The sequence below is a fragment of the Pseudophaeobacter sp. EL27 genome (assembly GCF_900313025.1).
GTDB lineage: Bacteria > Pseudomonadota > Alphaproteobacteria > Rhodobacterales > Rhodobacteraceae > Pseudophaeobacter.
Genome location: NZ_OMPQ01000002.1, coordinates 19826 through 36496, shown reverse-complemented (window position 1 = coordinate 36496; position 16671 = coordinate 19826). Strand labels below are relative to the sequence as shown.

The following is a 16671-nucleotide window of genomic DNA, read 5'->3' as shown; positions in this document are numbered from 1 at the left end:
ACTTGACATCTTTGCTCACCCGCGCCACAGACCCTTGATGATTTCAACGGTATCTCTGGTCGCCCTTGGTGGCGCGTGCGGAGCAGCGCTTCGCTACCTGACGGGCGTCGGGGTTCTGCGCCTGTTTGGTCACCAGGATTTCCCGCTGGCGATCATCACCGTCAACGTGGTCGGCTCCTTTCTGATGGGGGTCTTTGTGGTGGCAGCGGCGCAAAAGGGGCTGAATCATCTCAGCCCGCTGGTGATGACTGGTATCTTGGGTGGCTTTACCACCTTTTCGGCCTTCTCATTGGAGAGCGCCAATATGATCGAGCGCGGTGCTTTTGGGCAGGCTGCGGTCTATGTTTTTCTATCTGTCGGCCTGTCGGTTGGTGGATTGTTTTTGGGCCTATGGCTCGCAAGAGGAGTGTTCGCATGAGCGGCGTACAGATGATTACCGTAGCCGAAGCGGATGATGACCAGCGGATCGACCGCTGGCTGCGTCGGCTGTTCCCGCATGTGAACCAGGGTCGCATTGAAAAGATGTGCCGCAAGGGCGAGCTGCGCCTGGATGGTGGTCGGGTGAAGGCCAATACACGCGTTGCTGCCGGTCAGGTAGTGCGGGTGCCGCCTTTGGCGGAGACCGATCTGAAACGGGCCGAACCTCGGGCTGCGCGGATTTCCGAGGCGGATGCCAAGATGATCCGCGGCTGTGTCATCTACAAGGATGACGATGTGATCGTGCTGAACAAACCTGCGGGTCTGGCGGTACAGGGCGGCAGCGGCACCACCAAACATGTGGATGGTCTGGCCGATGCGCTGCGCTTTGACGCTGAGGAAAAGCCCCGTCTGGTGCATCGCCTCGACAAGGACACCTCCGGCGTACTGGTACTAGCTCGCACGCGGCTGGCGGCAAAATCGCTGACCGCCGCCTTCCGCCATCGCAACACCCGCAAGATCTACTGGGCATTGGTCGCGGGCGTTCCCACCCCCTATCTGGGTGAGATCAAAGCCGGGCTGGTGAAGGCCGGCGGTCATGGATCCAGTGGGGAAGGCGAAAAGATGATCGCCGTACACCCCAATGAGATCGACCGCACCCCGGGCGCTAAGCGGGCGCATACCTATTACGCGACCCTCTATCGGGTGGCGGGTCGTGCCTCCTGGGTGGCGATGGAGCCTGTCACCGGGCGTACTCACCAGTTGCGGGCCCATATGTCCGAAATCGGCCATCCCATCATTGGCGACGGTAAATACGGTGGCTCCGGCCAAGAGAACCTCGGCGATGGCTGGGGCGCACAATTGGGTGGTGTGATCAGCAAAAAACTGCACCTGCACGCACGGCGCCTGGTGTTTGAACACCCGACAACCAAAAAAGACATCGTGATGACGGCGGAGCTGCCGGATCACATGAAGGACAGCTGGGACACCTTTGGCTGGACCGAGGATCTGGCGGCGGATGACCCTTTTGAGGGGCTGATGTGAGCGCAGATCTGCGGCTGATCCTGTTTGATGTGGATGGCACCCTGGCGGATAGCCAGAATGCCATCGCCTCTGCCATGGCCTCGAGTTTCGAAGGGCAGGGGCTGAGAGTTCCGGCGCATGCCGAGATCCTCTCGATTGTGGGGCTTTCGCTGCCTTTGGCGATGGATCAACTGGCGCCGACCCAGCCGGCGGAGGTAAGGGCGCACCTGGTCGCGGGCTATAAGCAGGCCTATATGGACAAACGTCTGGCCCAGGGGGCAGGGCATTCGCCGCTGTTTCCCGGCGCGGCTGAGGTGCTGGCAGAATTGCATGCAGTGCCGGAATACCTGCTTGGGGTGGCAACGGGCAAATCGCAACGCGGCCTGGATGCGCTGATCGCGGCCCATGGGCTGGCGTGTTTTATGACGCGACAGGTGGCGGATCATCATCCCTCCAAGCCGCACCCCTCGATGGTGCTGACGGCCCTGGCAGAGACCGGAGTAGAGCCCGCCAATGCCGTTATGATTGGCGATACCAGCTTTGACATTGATATGGGGCGAGCTGCGGGGGTGCGCACCATCGCGGTTGACTGGGGCTATCACCCGGCGGCTGACCTGGGGGCGGACCATATCATCAGCCGCTTTGACCAGCTGGCCCCCTTGTTGCAACGGATCTGGAAGACATGAGACATGAGTGATTGGAAGCAAAAGCGGTTCTGGAAAGAAGCCTCTGCGGTTGAGGTCGATGGCGGATTTACGGTGCATCTGGATGGGCGCGGCGTGAAAACCCCGGCAAAGGCCGCGCTGACCCTGCCCAGTCGTGCCATGGCCGAGGCAATTGCAGCAGAATGGGATGCCCAGGTTGAAGGCATCAATCCTGAGACCATGCCCTATACCCGGTCTGCCAATGCAGCCATCGACAAGGTCGCGAATCAGCACGCCGAAGTCGCAGACATGCTGGCGGATTACGGCGATTCGGACCTGTTGTGCTACCGCGCCGACAGCCCACAGGAGCTGGTAAAGCGTCAGGCGGAGCAATGGGACCCTGCTTTGAGCTGGGCCAAAGAAGTTTTAGGCGCGGGTTTGGAGACCCGTCAGGGGCTGCAACATTCGGCACAGGACCCGATGGCCCTGGAGACTTTGCGGCAGGCTGTTCATGACCTGAGCAACTTCCAACTCGCGGCCTTTCATGACCTGGTTTCGATGTCCGGATCGCTGGTCTTGGGCTTTGCAACTGCTCAAAATTGGCGCAGACCGGATGAAATCTGGCAGATTTCGCGCCTGGACGAGACCTGGCAGGAGGAGCAGTGGGGAGTCGATGATGAGGCCCAAGAGACCGCAGACCTGAAGCGGGTGGCTTTTTTGCACGCCAAAAGTTTCTACGATATTTGCTGAGAAGACAGCAAATTGCGGGTGAGCTTCCCGTTAAGAAATTTTGTATCGAATAGTAGAGAGTTCGCTATTCGGACATCGAATTTCATGATCACACACTTGACGTTTGTTGATGAATGCGCCCAAACTCCCTGTACGAATTGGGGTTTCACTCCAGTTCACACCATTTCCGGCATCACTCGTGCTGGGCAAAAAAAACCACCGCAATAGGTGGAACATCAGGAAGAGGTAAACATGAAAAATACCGTAATTTTGGGCGCGCTGACCATTGCTGGTCTGTCGGCTGGTGCAGCTGCTGCTGGCACTCTGGACGACGTCAAAGCCCGCGGCAAACTGAACTGCGGCGTGACCACCGGTCTGGTTGGCTTTGCTGCTCCAAATGCAAGCGGCGAATGGGAAGGCTTTGACGTTGCCGTATGTCGCGCTGTTGCAGCCGCCGTACTGGGCGATTCCAACGCTGTTGAATTCGTGCCAACAACTGGCAAGACCCGCTTTACTGCGCTGGCGTCTGGCGAAATCGACATGCTGGCCCGTAACACCACCTGGACCTTCTCGCGCGATGTTGACCTGAAGTTCGAATTTACCGGCGTAAACTACTACGACGGTCAGGGCTTCATGGTTCCCAAAGAGCTGGGCGTTTCCTCGGCCAAAGAACTCGACGGCGCCACTGTCTGCATCCAGACCGGCACCACCACCGAGCTGAACCTGGCTGACTTCTTCCGTTCGAACAACATCTCTTACGAGCCTGTTCCAATTGAAACCAACGCCGAAGCACAGCAGCAGTACCTGGCCGGTGCCTGTGACGTTTACACCACCGATGCTTCCGGTCTGGCCGCGACCCGCGCCACATTTGAATCGCCTGACGCGCACACCCTGCTGCCCGAAATCATCTCCAAAGAGCCACTCGGCCCGCTGGTTCGTCACGGCGACCACGCCTGGGGCGACGTTGTGCGCTGGACTCTGAACGCGCTGATCTCGGCTGAAGAGCTGGGCGTCACCTCTGCCAACATCGGCGAGATGGCTGCTGGTACCACCAACCCTGAAATCAACCGTCTCCTGGGCTCCGAAGGTACCCTGGGTGAGATGCTTGGTCTTTCGGCTGACTGGGGCAAGAACGCGATCGCCGCTGGCGGTAACTACGGTGAAGTCTTTGCTGACAACATCGGTGAAGCAACACCAATCGGTCTGGCTCGTGGTCTGAACGCACAGTGGACCAAAGGCGGCCTGCTGTACTCGCCTCCTTTCCGCTAAGATCTACTGAGGAAAGGGCGCAGGACATCCTGCGCCCTTTTTCCTTCTGATACTATCCAACCAAAATACGCTTTAGATCTGACGCGAGCAGGGAACCAACCCCGCCGGATGGTAGATCTATGAGCTACGGGGATCCCTTTTCATGTCAACTCTCACTGACCCACCGCAGGAGCAGTTCCGGCTCTCTATGCTGGTCAACGATACCCGCTATCGATCATTGACCTTCCAGGCGATAGCCGCGCTGGTCCTGGCCTTGGCCATTTGGTACCTGGGCAATAACCTCATTCAGAACCTGCGTGCCGCTGGCCTGAACATTTCCTACAATTTCCTGGGCGATCGCTCTGGCTACGACATCGCCCAGCGTCTGGTCGAATATGACAGCCAGTCCAGCCATGCCCGGGCCGCAGTTGTGGGGATCCTGAACACCCTGCTGGTTGCCTTCTTGGCCTGTATCACGGCGACGATCTTTGGCGTCATTGCCGGGGTTTTGCGCTTGTCGAACAACTGGTTGGTGTCAAAGCTGATGGCCGTCTATGTTGAGATCTTTCGCAACATCCCGGTTCTGATCTGGATCATCATCATTTTCACCATCATGACGGCCGTTATGCCGGGTCCCCGCGAATTCCGTGGCGCAGACCCCTCAGCCAGCATGGTGTTTGACCTCTTTGCCTTTACCAACCGTGGTGTCTACACGCCGATGCCACTGTTTGCGAACGGGTTGTTTGCCTCTGCTGCCCTGAACTGGCTGCTGGTTTTGGCTGTTCTGGTTGGTTCCTTCTTTGTGATGCGCAAGGTCAACGCCAATGCGACCCAAAAGCAGGAAGAGACCGGCATTCGCCCCAATACCCTGTACATCGGCCTGGCTGTCTGGATCATTCCGGTTGTTGTTCTGATGCTGATCATGGGGCTGACCTGGGAAGTGCCAGAGCTGAAAGGCTTTAACTTCAAAGGCGGCATCAAGATTGGTGGCCCGCTGATCGCGCTGTGGTTTGCTCTGTCGATCTACACCGGTGCCTTTATCGCGGAAAACGTGCGCGCAGGCATTCAGGCGATCTCCAAGGGGCAGACCGAGGCTGCTGCAGCTCTGGGTATGCGCCCTGGCCGGATCATGAATCTTGTGGTTCTGCCGCAGGCTCTGCGGGTGATTATCCCGCCGCTGATCTCCAACTTCCTCAACATCACCAAAAACTCCTCGCTGGCGATTGCCGTGGGCTATGCGGATATCACCGCAACACTGGGCGGGGTTACCCTGAACCAGACGGGCCGCGCAATTGAATGCGTCTTGCTCTTGATGCTGTTCTATCTCACCGCCTCGCTGCTGATTTCGATGGTGATGAACGTTTACAACTCCTCCGTTAAGCTGAAGGAGCGCTGAGCCATGAGCGATAAACAAAACAATCCGATTGCCTTTGTCGCCGATGGCGTCATCCCTGAATCGCCGCCCCCGGCGCGTGATACAGGTGCCTACAAGTGGGTGCGCGAGAACCTGTTCTCTAGCGTCCCCAACTCTATCCTGACGCTTTTTGCCCTGGCACTGCTCTATTCTCTGCTCAGCAACACTGTGCCTTGGATGTGGAACGGGATCTGGACGACCTCTTCGCTGGCCGAGTGCCGTGAAATTCTGCAAGGCAAATCAGGCGCCTGCTTCTCTGTTCTTTCCGAGCGCTGGAACCAGCTGCTGTATGGTTTCAAATACCCAGGTGACCAATACTGGCGGCCAAATTTGGCGCTGGTGCTCTTGCTGGTCGCTTTGGCACCTGTGCTTTTCTTTGACCTGCCACGCAAGCTGCTGGCCTTCACTGTTGTCTACCCCTTCCTGGCCTTCTGGCTGATCTGGGGCGGAACCATCATGGTGCCAATCGTGGCGCTGGTTGGTTTTGCTGTGGCAGCCGTGGTGTTCCAAAAGCTGGGCAAAGGCAGCTTTGCTGCGGGCTTCTTTGGCGCCATAGTTGCGGCGCTGGTGATCTGGAAGGTCGGCGGCATGCTGATCCCCGAAGGTGCCTCTGAAAGCGCAATGCTGTCACCTGTTCCCTCGCGCGATCTGGGGGGCTTCATGCTCAACATGATGCTGGGTGTGACCTGTGTGTCGCTCTCGGTGCCGCTGGGTATTGCTCTGGCCTTGGGGCGTCAGTCCTCAATGCCGCTGATCAAGTGGATCTGTGTGGTCTTCATCGAGTTCGTGCGCGGCGTGCCGCTGATCACGCTGCTCTTTGTAGCTTCGGTGATGCTGTCCTACTTCTTCCCGCCGGATGCGACGGTGGATCTGTTCCTGCGCGTGGTCATCATGATCACCCTCTTCTCTGCGGCCTATATCGCCGAGGTGATCCGGGGTGGTCTCGCGGCCCTGCCAAAGGGACAGTATGAGGCGGCGGATAGCCTAGGCCTGGATTACCCACAGGCGATGCGTCTGATCATTCTGCCGCAGGCACTGAAGATCTCTATCCCGGGTATCGTGAACGTGGCCGTTGGCCTGTTCAAGGATACAACGCTGGTGTCGGTCATTTCGATGTTCGACATGGTTGGGATGATCCGTGGTCCTATTCTTGCCTCGACCGAGTGGAACGGCGTCTACTGGGAGCTCCTGGGCTTCGCAGCCGCTTTGTTCTTCGTCGTTTGCTACGGCATTTCTCAATACTCTCAGTGGCTCGAGCGTCGTCTCGCCACTGGTCACCGATAAGGAGGCCGGACAATGGCTGACACTTCTCAAATGCAAGTCTCTGACGAAATCGCAATCACCATCAACCAGATGAACAAGTGGTACGGGTCTTTCCACGTGCTGCGCGACATCAACCTGACGGTCAACCAAGGCGAGCGGATTGTTATCTGTGGCCCTTCGGGCTCCGGTAAATCGACCCTGATCCGTTGCATCAACGCGCTGGAAGAACACCAGCAGGGGAGCATCGAGGTTGACGGTACACTGCTGTCCAACGATCTGAAAAACATCGACAAGATCCGGTCCGAGGTCGGCATGTGCTTCCAGCACTTCAACCTCTTCCCTCATCTGACCATTCTGGAAAACTGCACGCTGGCACCGATCTGGGTTCGCAAGACACCCAAGAAAGAGGCCGAAGAGCGGGCGATGCATTTCCTGGAAAAGGTGAAAATCCCGGATCAGGCCAACAAATACCCCGGCCAGCTTTCGGGCGGTCAGCAGCAGCGTGTGGCGATTGCCCGCTCGCTGTGCATGATGCCGCGGATCATGTTGTTTGATGAGCCGACTTCGGCGCTCGACCCCGAGATGATCAAAGAGGTGCTCGACACCATGATCGAACTGGCGGAAGAGGGCATGACCATGCTCTGCGTGACCCACGAAATGGGCTTTGCCCGTCAGGTGGCGAACCGGGTGATCTTTATGGATGCGGGGCAGATTGTGGAGCAGAACGAACCGGAAGAGTTCTTCAACAACCCACAAAGCGAACGGACACAGCTGTTCCTGAGCCAGATCCTGGGTCACTGATCCAAGCCTGACTGACTGACGAGAAACGGCCCTTCGGATTTCCGAGGGGCCGTTTTCATTGCGGAGACACTAAACCGAGCCGCCCAGCCTGCGCTGCAGGCCTCTGGGTCAGGCGGGCAGTTCTTCACCGAGCAGTTCACGGGGAACAACAAAGTCCATGACCTTGCCGGAACTCCAGCTCAGCTGGGTCCAACTGTCGATGTCGAACCGCACCACCAGGGTCGCACCGGTTGGGTAGTCGTCAAACCGCACGTGATCCGGTGGGCTTGAAACGATGGCATGGGCAAAGGCGGCGATGCCCGGGTTATGGGAAACAACCAGCACCCGGTTTTGTTCGGCTTCACGCAGGGCCTGAAAGATGATTTCCGCGCTGGCATGATACAGCCGCTCGCTAAAGGAGCTTGGGGCCTCGAAACCCATCAAGGCCTGGGTCTCGCGGGTGCGTTGTGATGAGGAAGACAGGATTTGATCCGGAACATGGCGGTTTTGCCGTAGCCAGTCTCCCAGGGCTTTTGCAGATCGGCGGCCCCGCTTGTTCAGGGGGCGGGCGTGGTCACTGGGCGAGTTGCTGTCCCAGGCGGATTTGGCGTGGCGGGTCAAAATCAGGGTACGGGTCATGATGGGTGAAAATACCTCATGTGATGTGCGGTTTGTTCTATGCGTCGTCCAGCCCCCTGGCTCAGAGGGCATGCGCACCGGGCGAGGCATCCCTGCGTCATGCAGGCTACTCCGGCCGGGGTGTCTAGATGTTGGTGACAGGCGGTTAGATCATAGGGGCCGCCATCAGCCAGTGCATGTACCGGGCATGTATTCAAACATGGCTGGGTTGTGCATGTCGCGCAGGGAGAGTGTGCCAAAGGAGGGGGGGGTATGTCAAAGCTTTGATCGAAGTGGAGCGCTCCCCGGTAGGATATCAACATGCCGACCTCATCATGCACCATCATTTGTGACGGGGATGTGAAGGCACGCCCCGAGGCCAGCGCCCAGTTCACAAAGGGCGTATAGGGTGGGCCACAAAAAGGGAAATAGGCCGTCGCCCCCAGCGCACTGCCCAGGGCGCCAATCACCCGGGCCGACCAAAGGTCCACCGGATTGGGCTGGTCGTCCAGATGCTCAGGAGACTGCGTGAAGACTTGCCAGAACCGTGCCCCCGTGCCCAAGAGAACCAGGGTGCCATGGGAGAGGTTCTTCACCGGGCGCTTGCCGGGATGGAGCGCGCCATAGATGTTCAACCCCTGCTCCAGCACCGCTTGCAAGGTCTTGTCATAGCTTGGGGGGGTCTCTGGGCTGCCAGATCTGTCTGCGGTCATCATATCCTCCCCTCCTGTCTGTAGGAGAGGATATCAGACTGAACCGCAAGACACGCGCAGAAACGGCGCTCTCCGTCCAGATGCGCCGCTTGGGGGAAGGACCGCGTTTAGGCGCGGATCATCGAGCCCGCGCCGTGATCGGTAAACAGTTCCAGAAGAACCGCGTTCTTTACCCGCCCATCGACAATGGTACAGGCGCGCACACCTGAACGTACGGCCTCAAGCGCGGTTTCGGTCTTGGGGATCATGCCGCCGGCAATCACGCCCTCAGCGGTCATCCGCTCGACATCGGCGGCCTTCAGCTCGGTCACAACCTCGCCGGTGGCATCTTTGACGCCAGACACATCAGTGAGCAGCAGCAGCCGGTCAGCATTCAGCGCGGTGGCGATGGCGCCGGAGGCAGTGTCGCCGTTGATGTTGAAGGTCTCGCCATTGTGACCGGCCCCAATTGGGGCAATCACCGGAATGATGTGTTTTTCAAACAGGTCATGCAGCACCTGCGGGTCCATCTTTGAAGGTGCACCAACAAAGCCAAGCTTGGCATTGGCCTGATCGCAGGTGATCAGATTGGCATCTTTGCCAGAGAGGCCAACGGCACGGCCCCCCTGGGCATTGATCGCCTGGACGATGCGTTTGTTGACAACCCCCGAGAGCACCATCTCCACCACTTCCATGGTGGCCTGATCGGTGACGCGCTTGCCGTCGACAAACTCCGACTGGATCTGCAGCTTGTCCAGCATAGCATTGATCATCGGACCACCACCATGCACGATCACCGGATTGACCCCGACCTGGCGCATCAGCACGATGTCGCGGGCAAAGGTTTCCATCGCTTCATCGCTGCCCATGGCATGGCCACCCAGCTTGATAACAACAATGGCTCCGTCATAGCGCTGCAAATAGGGCAGGGCGCTTGAGAGAGTTTCGGCAGTGGCAATCCAGTCGCGGTTCATATCTTGTTTCTTCATGGCTCAGGGTCCTCTTGGCGTCTGGTGTTACGCGGTTCTGGCACCGCTGCCAAGTGTGACATCAAGTGCGACATAGAGATTGCGGCCCCGGATTAGGCTGGTAGGGTCGCCGCATCGATGAATTAGACGGAAATCACGCCATGCGCCAAAAGACTTTGCTTCTGACCGGCGCCAGCCGCGGTATTGGCCACGCCACTGTGCGCCGCTTCAACGCCGAAGGCTGGCGGGTGATCACCTGTTCACGCCAACCCTTTCCCGAGGAATGCCCCTGGGGGGGCGGTGCTGAGAATCACGTGCAGTTGGATCTGACTGATCCCTCCGACACCATCAACGCCGTGGGGGTCATTCAGGAACGTCTGGGTGGCCAGCTCGATGCGCTGGTCAATAATGCTGGCATTTCCCCCAAGGGCCCCGATGGCGAACGGCTGAGCACCCTGGACACCGATCTGATGACCTGGGGCAAGGTGTTCCACGTTAATTTCTTTTCCTCGGTGGTTCTGGCGCGGGGGCTGAAGGATGAACTGGCAGCGGCCAAGGGCTCGGTGGTGAATGTGACCTCTATTGCCGGCAGTCGGGTGCACCCCTTTGCCGGGGCGGCCTATGCCACCTCCAAGGCGGCGCTGGCCGCGTTGACCCGCGAGATGGCGCATGATTTTGGCCCTCTGGGGGTGCGGGTCAATGCCATTGCCCCCGGCGAGGTCGAGACGGCCATTCTGTCACCCGGAACTGACAAGATTGTCGAGAAACTGCCAATGCAGCGCCTGGGCCAGCCCGAAGAGGTTGCCGCTGCGATCTACTTCCTGTGTTCAAAGGAAAGTTCCTACATCTCTGGGGCTGAGATCGAAGTGAACGGTGCTCAACACGTATGAGGTTCGATTTTTTTGAGGAAAAGCCATTGGCGTTTAGATTATTGAACTGGTCATTTGCAGCCGTATTTCTGGTGGCTTGCACACCGCAAATGCCCGACAGCTATAAGGAAACCCTGGTCCCGGCTGAGATCGAAGGGGAGCCCCCACGAGAAAAGTATTACTATTCAAACTGGTTCGGACAAGCATCTCTACTCCATGCGAGAGAAAGCCCTCTGGAACGCTGATTTGAAGGATGACGAGGTATTGGTTGTCAGACTATCAGTCTTGCCGAGCCACGGGGGGGGGGCAGCCTTGTGCGCCTTAGCCTCATGGATGAGGGAAAGGGTCGTTTTGTTCAAAAGGACCCCGCTGGGATTTTTGGTTATGAAGTTAACTGGCTACATGATGTGGATGCTGGCTCCATTTCCAGACAGGAAGTGGACAACATTCAAAAAGTGGTAAGTGATCTGCGACTCTTTGAGGGGGGGATCGCCAACGGGTTCGATGAAACTGTGCCCTACCTTGGGGAGGACGGTGAACCTGCTGACCTCGTGGCTTTGGATGGGACTATCATCGTTCTGGAGTTCAAGAGCCGACAGGACTATTTTGTCCTTCAGCGCCATGAAACCGAGGTGCGCCGATCGTCCCGTTTGGGGATGCTGATTTCCGATATTGCCCAAACCGGTGGGAAATCCCCGTTGATCTCGCCTTATGTTTGGAACCCACGGCCTTAGTCGTGAGCAGCTACATTCGCGGGATAAATGTTCCTGTTCTAGCATTGGTTTTAGTAATCGACCCCGCAGAGGAGTCTAAGCTCTGCGAGGTCTTTGTGGTCAGCAGGGAAATCAGGGACGCAAAGGCCCTGCCAACCCGGCGCCTGCCAGTTATCGGAGATATGGCAGAGGCCTGTTCACAAGCCTCTGGGCGGTTTAGCTGAGGGCGCGTTTCATCGCCGGGATGTTGCTCAGGATCAGGATATCAAAGGCCAAAACCGCCAGGAGGGTGGCACCCACCAATGGGAAGGCCATCGAGGTAAAGAGACCGATCAGCACAGCGCCTTTCCAGAACGGCAAATCTGCGGGCACCGGAGGGGCGGCGAGACGGCCGGCCTGGGAGGGGCGGCGTTTGACCCACATGACCACACCGGAGAGGGAGACAAAGATCACCGAGAGGCAAAAGACTACGTTGAGAATGAAATTCCAGGTGCCCATCAGCCCCATGTGGAAGGGAATGCCAACGGCCATGGCCTTGCCGGCCCAGGAGTAATCTTCGTATTTCACATCCGCCAGGATCTTGCCGGTGTATTGGTCGATGTGGATGGTGCGGTCGACAAAAGGATCATCTGAATCGCTGCTCATGCTGTCGCGGTTGATGGTCCAGACACCACCTTCGCCGCCTGGATAGGCCACCCGAAACCGGCCTTCCATCCCCAGCATACGGCCCAGCACGACGATGCTGTCGACATTCACCGCAGTGCCGTCGGGAATGCCCGTGAGACCCGCTTCAGAGCCCGACGCGGGCATCGGTGTTTGTTCCAGCGCCCAGGGTACATCATTGGTGGAGCCGTGGTTCATATCCGCATGGATTGAATCCGACAGGGGAACATTGTCCCATTTCTCTGCCGGGAAGGTGCTCCAGGCCTGTACCATTTTGCCGCCCCAGATGCCGGTCCAGGACAGGCCGGAAATCAGAAAGACAACCAGCAGCGCGGAGATCCAAAACCCGGTTACCGCATGTAGGCTCTTCCACCAGGCGCGGCCCTTGGCGCGGAGGTCAGGCACAAAGGCCGACAGGGCGTTGCCACGGGGCCACCAGATATAGAGCCCGGTCAGCACCAGTAGCAGGCCAAGGCCCGCCGCGATTTCAATCATGCGATCCCCGGCCGTGCCAATCAGCAGGTCGGAATGGATATTGTCGGCAAAATCGTACCAACCGGCACGACGATCCCAGATCTCCACCACCTCGCCGGTGTATTGGTTGAGCGCAACAAGGCGCTGGCCAGCATCCGTCTTGATGCGGAACACGGTTGCCAAGTCTGGCGCTTTGGGACCGATCCATTCGGCCACGGTGCCGGGTTGTGCCTCCAGGGCGGCTGCAGACTGATCGGCAAGGCTTAGCGCGACCTCACCCTGGATGATCCGGATGGTTTCGCCGTCGCGCCCGTCAAACTGGGTGATGAACATCATCATCAACCCGGTGACGGCAAGGGTCAGGAAAAACGGGATGACATAAAGCGCGGCATAGAAGTGCCAGCGCCAGGCGGCGAAGTAGAATTTCTCAGAAAACGAGCGCAATTGGCCCGCGTCTTGCGGTTGGCTGGTGGCCATTGGGGTCTCTCCATATCAGAACAGTGCCCGGACCCCGATCTGGGGCAGGCGGATCTCAAAAATTGTGGTTTTGAAGTTCAGGAGAGAGCGGGAGGCCCGCGGGCATCATAGCGCCAGTGAAAGCCGGCGGTGTGATGGGTAAAGCCCTCATGCATCCAGCGGGCGGTGAGGGGGGCGTTGTCCGCCAGAACAAAGCCACCATCAGGCAGCAGAGCCGTGGTGGCCAGCGCGGTGAAGGGACAGCTGCGATCATCCATCTGTTCTGTTGGCGCAGGCGTTTCACCGCCCAGATCGACCCAGCGTTCCTCGGTGCCGTCGGTGGTACAGATGACCAACAATACTTTTCCGTCGCTGCCATGCGCAGGCATCCAGCCCGCCGGGATCAACCCGGCGGCCAGGATGGCCAGCATCATGAGATATGACAGCAGGCGGCGCATTTATTATTCGAGACCGGTGATGATCGAACGCAGGGTGGCGATGCCATCGCCTTTTTCCGATGAGGTCAGCACGATCTCGGGATAGGCCGCAGGGTGACGCCCCAGAGCTGTCTTCACCTGCTCGATCACCTTCTCGCGGTCTTTGAGCTTCACCTTATCGCCCTTGGTCATGACCACCTGAAAGGTCACGGCAGAGCTGTCCAGCAGGCTCATGATTTCCTCATCGACATCTTTGACGCCATGACGGCTGTCAATCAGCACAAAGGCCCGGCGAAGGGTCTGGCGACCGCTAAGATAGCGCTTTAGCAGCTTTTGCCACTTTTCCACCACGGCCAGCGGTGCGTTGGCATAGCCATAGCCGGGAAGGTCAACGAGATAGAGCTCGGGGCCCTGGGTGAAATAATTGATTTCCTGGGTGCGCCCCGGCGTGTTGGAGGCTCGCGCCAGACCCTTGGTTCCGGTCAGGGCGTTGATCAGGCTGGATTTCCCAACGTTGGAGCGGCCTGCAAAGCAGACCTCCATACGGTCCGCATCGGGCAGGCCCGACATGGCGACAACGCCTTTGACAAACAGGGATTCGCCCGCAAACAGCTTGCGGCCCTTTTCAGAAGTGAACTGGTCTGGCTCTTCGGCCAGGGAAAACTGCATCTGCATCAGAGTACCTTTACGCTATCGCCCAAACGGATGTCACCACCTGTGACGACCTCGGCATAGACTGAGAAATCCTGATGGCCCCAATTTTCCTTGAGCGTCTTCAGGGTGTCGGCGTCGCGGACGCCGGTTTCGGGGTTTGCGGTGGTGGCAAGGCAGCGCACCACGGGTTCGCGCACCAGAAAAACCGCTTCACCGATTTGGATTTTTTTTCCGACCAAATCGTTTTCAACCCAGGCTTCGCCCAGATCAAACCAGATATTGCCGCGCCAGCGCAGCGGCGACAGGTCTTGTCCCATGGCAGCTTCGACCGCGCGATGCGAGGCCCAGTTGCACAGTGAAACCGAAGGAAAATCCGTATCCGTCATGCCGCGACCGGGGACCCGGATGATGCGGGCAGAAGCTGCGCGATTGGCGGGCGTCAGCGGCTTTTCCCAATCCAGAAACCGGTGCAGGTCCGCCGGAGCATTGGGGTCAAACGTCAGATCGGGTTGATCCGGATGGCTGAGTGTCAACGCGCCACTGGCGTCGTCCAGCTTGGCGTTGATGGCCATCAGTTGCGGTGCCTTGGAACCACGGGTGAAATTCTGGCAAGGGACCCATTGGCTGCCGTCTGCCTTTGACGAGTCATGAGCAACCGCCCAGACACGATCGCCGGGCATTGTCTGCCCGGCGATCATGGTTACGCTCTCTAGTGCTTCCCGCCCGTGAGATTTGAGCGGGTGGCGCCAGATATTTGTAACGGTTTTGGTCATTTCTGATCCGTCTTCGGCTTGCGTTTGACGCTGGCTTTGATGTTGCCAAAGACGTCAGGTTTGTAGCCGTGGCTGCGCATGATCAGATACTGCTGGGTGAAGGTGATGGTGTTGTTGGCGATCCAGTAGACAACCAGACCAGAGGCAAAACCACCCAGCATGAACATGAAGACCCAAGGCATCCAGGCAAAGATCATCTGCTGAGTCGGATCCGTTGGCGCCGGGTTCAGCTTTTGCTGCAGCCACATGGAGATACCCAGGAGCAGCGGCAGGATACCGATAAAGACCAGAGCCATGATGCTTTCGGGGGCAGGTCCCTCAAAGGGCAGCAAACCAAAGAAGTTCATGATCGAGGTCGGATCCGGCGCGCTCAGATCCTGGAAAGGACCAAAGAAGGGCGCATGACGCAGTTCCAGCGTCACAAAGATCACCTTGTAGAGCGAGAAGAAGATCGGGATCTGGATCAGGATCGGCAAGCAGCCCGCAGCAGGGTTCACTTTCTCCCGCTTATAGAGCTCCATGATCTCTTTTTGCTGCTTCTGACGATCGTCACCGGCGCGTTCTTTCAGCTTCTCCATCTCCGGCTGCAGCTCTTTCATCTTAGCCATCGAGGCATAGGATTTATAAGCCAGCGGGAAGACGATGATCTTGATCAGAACCGTCAGGGCGATGATGGCCCACCCCATGTTGCCAATCAGCGCATTGAGCCAATGCAGCACGGCAAAGATCGGTTTGGTCAGGAAGAAGAACCAGCCCCAGTCGATGCTGTCGAGGAAGCCAGCAATGCCGCCCTTCTCATAGGCGCGGATGGTTGCCCATTCCTTGGCGCCGGAGAACAGCTGGGTGGTGACCTCAGAGGTTTCACCAGCGGCCAGGGTCATGGTCGGCAGCACAACGTCTGTCTGATAGATGTCGCGGCGTTCGTCATATTTGACCGAGGACCGGAAGGCCTGTCCCGGTGCCGGGATCAGCGTCGACATCCAATAGTGGTCGGTAAACCCGATCCAGCCATTGTCTGCCACCTGTTTGACCTCAGAACGCGATCCATCGCGGGGATCCACGTCAAAATCGGCAACATCGGAGTAATCCAGCTCGGCCAGCTCGCCGTCGGCCATGCCAACAACGCCCTCGTGCAGGATGAAGAAGTTCTTCATGTCCGCAGGCTCACCATGGCGCGCCAGCGTGCCATAGGGGGCGAGCGAAACGCTGGCACCGGACGCATTAGTGACCGACTGGGTGATCGCGAACATGTAGTCTTCGTCCACCGCAATGGTGCGGTTGAAGGTCAGACCCTTGCCATTGTCCCAGGTCAGGGTGACAGGGCTGTCTGGTGTCAGCTCAGCGCCGGCAGGCGCGGTCCACAGGGTATTGGCCCCTGGCACGTCCTCAGCGCCCAGACCACTGCCTGGTGCCCAGCCATAGAGCGCGTAGTAAGCACCCTGTTGACCAACGGGAGAGAGGAACTGGACAATTTCCGGCGCATCATTGGTGATGCGGTAGTCCTTGAGCGCCAGATCGTCGATGCGACCACCCTGCAGCGAGATGCTGCCGGTGATGCGATCAGATTCGATGCTGAGGCGAGGCGCGTCAGAGGCACTGGCCTCTTCGCTGGTCTGGCTGGTCACAGCTTCGGCTGCAACGGCACTGGGGCTACTGGCGGTACCGTCTGCGGGTGCCGTCTCAGTTGCCACGGCTTCGGGAGCCGGGGTTACCTCTGGGGGTGGGAAAAAATACATCCACCCAAGAAGCACGAGGCTGCTGAGTGCGATTGCGACAATGAGATTCTTGTTCTGGTCGTCCATTTGGGACTGCCACCTCGTGTAGGGAATGACAGGG

18 protein-coding genes are annotated in these 16671 nt (G+C 58.4%); 10 read left to right on the top strand and 8 right to left on the bottom strand.

Annotated elements, in window-relative coordinates; genetic code table 11:
• Positions 1–37: 37 nt before the first annotated feature.
• From crcB to ED661_RS00240, 8 genes are all read left to right on the top strand, one after another.
• Positions 38–418, top strand: coding sequence for a fluoride efflux transporter CrcB (crcB, locus tag ED661_RS00275; RefSeq protein ID WP_122072246.1), 381 nt, complete (start codon positions 38–40; stop codon positions 416–418).
• Positions 415–1461, top strand: a complete 1047-nt coding sequence (locus ED661_RS00270) for an RluA family pseudouridine synthase (RefSeq protein WP_122071958.1) — start codon at positions 415–417, stop codon at positions 1459–1461. The genes crcB and ED661_RS00270 overlap by 4 nt, the downstream gene beginning before the upstream one ends.
• On the top strand, positions 1458–2126 hold the full coding sequence (locus ED661_RS00265; protein ID WP_122071956.1) for an HAD-IA family hydrolase: 669 nt from the start codon (positions 1458–1460) through the stop codon (positions 2124–2126). Before ED661_RS00270 ends, ED661_RS00265 begins: the two co-directional genes overlap by 4 nt.
• Before the next feature lie 3 nt (positions 2127–2129).
• On the top strand, positions 2130–2834 hold the full coding sequence (locus tag ED661_RS00260) for an ATP12 family chaperone protein (RefSeq protein WP_122071955.1): 705 nt from the start codon (positions 2130–2132) through the stop codon (positions 2832–2834).
• Between the two features lie 231 nt (positions 2835–3065).
• The gene (locus tag ED661_RS00255) at positions 3066–4082 is read left to right on the top strand and encodes an amino acid ABC transporter substrate-binding protein (protein WP_054463207.1); all 1017 of its coding nucleotides are present in this window, start codon (positions 3066–3068) and stop codon (positions 4080–4082) included.
• Positions 4083–4224: 142 nt separating this feature from the next.
• Complete coding sequence (locus tag ED661_RS00250; protein WP_122071953.1) at positions 4225–5457, top strand: amino acid ABC transporter permease; 1233 nt, start codon at positions 4225–4227, stop codon at positions 5455–5457.
• Positions 5458–5460: 3 nt separating this feature from the next.
• Positions 5461–6759 carry an amino acid ABC transporter permease gene (locus tag ED661_RS00245; protein ID WP_122071952.1) on the top strand — a complete coding sequence of 433 codons (1299 nt, stop codon included), beginning with the start codon at positions 5461–5463 and terminating at the stop codon, positions 6757–6759.
• 30 nt (positions 6760–6789) lie between these two features.
• Complete coding sequence (locus tag ED661_RS00240) at positions 6790–7539, top strand: amino acid ABC transporter ATP-binding protein (RefSeq protein ID WP_009810857.1); 750 nt, start codon at positions 6790–6792, stop codon at positions 7537–7539.
• A 108-nt stretch (positions 7540–7647) separates the two neighbouring features.
• Here ED661_RS00240 and ED661_RS00235 read toward each other — a convergent pair whose 3' ends face one another.
• The 3 genes from ED661_RS00235 to argB all read right to left on the bottom strand — a co-directional run bounded on the left by ED661_RS00235 (position 7648) and on the right by argB (position 9817).
• Positions 7648–8157 (bottom strand): histidine phosphatase family protein, encoded by a 510-nt coding sequence (locus ED661_RS00235; protein WP_122071950.1) that lies wholly within the window; start codon positions 8155–8157, stop codon positions 7648–7650.
• Positions 8154–8852: a ferredoxin gene (locus ED661_RS00230; RefSeq protein WP_371412375.1), complete on the bottom strand. Its 699-nt coding sequence runs from the start codon at positions 8850–8852 to the stop codon at positions 8154–8156. Before ED661_RS00230 ends, ED661_RS00235 begins: the two co-directional genes overlap by 4 nt.
• 104 nt (positions 8853–8956) lie before the next feature.
• Positions 8957–9817 carry an acetylglutamate kinase gene (gene argB, locus ED661_RS00225; protein ID WP_122071949.1) on the bottom strand — a complete coding sequence of 287 codons (861 nt, stop codon included), beginning with the start codon at positions 9815–9817 and terminating at the stop codon, positions 8957–8959.
• A gap of 140 nt (positions 9818–9957) precedes the next feature.
• Here argB and ED661_RS00220 point away from each other — a divergent pair, with 140 nt between their 5' ends.
• Together ED661_RS00220 and ED661_RS00210 are read left to right on the top strand one after the other, a co-directional pair.
• The gene (locus tag ED661_RS00220; protein WP_122071947.1) at positions 9958–10686 is read left to right on the top strand and encodes an SDR family NAD(P)-dependent oxidoreductase; all 729 of its coding nucleotides are present in this window, start codon (positions 9958–9960) and stop codon (positions 10684–10686) included.
• Positions 10687–10994: 308 nt separating this feature from the next.
• Positions 10995–11399 carry a hypothetical protein gene (locus ED661_RS00210; RefSeq protein WP_122071944.1) on the top strand — a complete coding sequence of 135 codons (405 nt, stop codon included), beginning with the start codon at positions 10995–10997 and terminating at the stop codon, positions 11397–11399.
• Between the two features lie 195 nt (positions 11400–11594).
• Here ED661_RS00210 and ED661_RS00205 read toward each other — a convergent pair whose 3' ends face one another.
• From ED661_RS00205 to yidC, 5 genes are all read right to left on the bottom strand, one after another.
• Positions 11595–12992, bottom strand: a complete 1398-nt coding sequence (locus ED661_RS00205; RefSeq protein WP_122071943.1) for a PepSY domain-containing protein — start codon at positions 12990–12992, stop codon at positions 11595–11597.
• A 77-nt stretch (positions 12993–13069) separates the two neighbouring features.
• Positions 13070–13429 carry a DUF2946 family protein gene (locus ED661_RS00200; RefSeq protein ID WP_174214151.1) on the bottom strand — a complete coding sequence of 120 codons (360 nt, stop codon included), beginning with the start codon at positions 13427–13429 and terminating at the stop codon, positions 13070–13072.
• A gap of 3 nt (positions 13430–13432) precedes the next feature.
• Positions 13433–14083 carry a ribosome biogenesis GTP-binding protein YihA/YsxC gene (gene yihA / locus ED661_RS00195; RefSeq protein WP_122071941.1) on the bottom strand — a complete coding sequence of 217 codons (651 nt, stop codon included), beginning with the start codon at positions 14081–14083 and terminating at the stop codon, positions 13433–13435.
• Entirely contained in the window at positions 14083–14835 is a 753-nt protein-coding gene (locus ED661_RS00190; protein WP_122071940.1) for an MOSC domain-containing protein, read from the bottom strand. Before ED661_RS00190 ends, yihA begins: the two co-directional genes overlap by 1 nt.
• Positions 14832–16637: a membrane protein insertase YidC gene (gene yidC / locus ED661_RS00185; protein WP_122071938.1), complete on the bottom strand. Its 1806-nt coding sequence runs from the start codon at positions 16635–16637 to the stop codon at positions 14832–14834. Before yidC ends, ED661_RS00190 begins: the two co-directional genes overlap by 4 nt.
• Between the last annotated feature and the right edge of the window lie 34 nt (positions 16638–16671).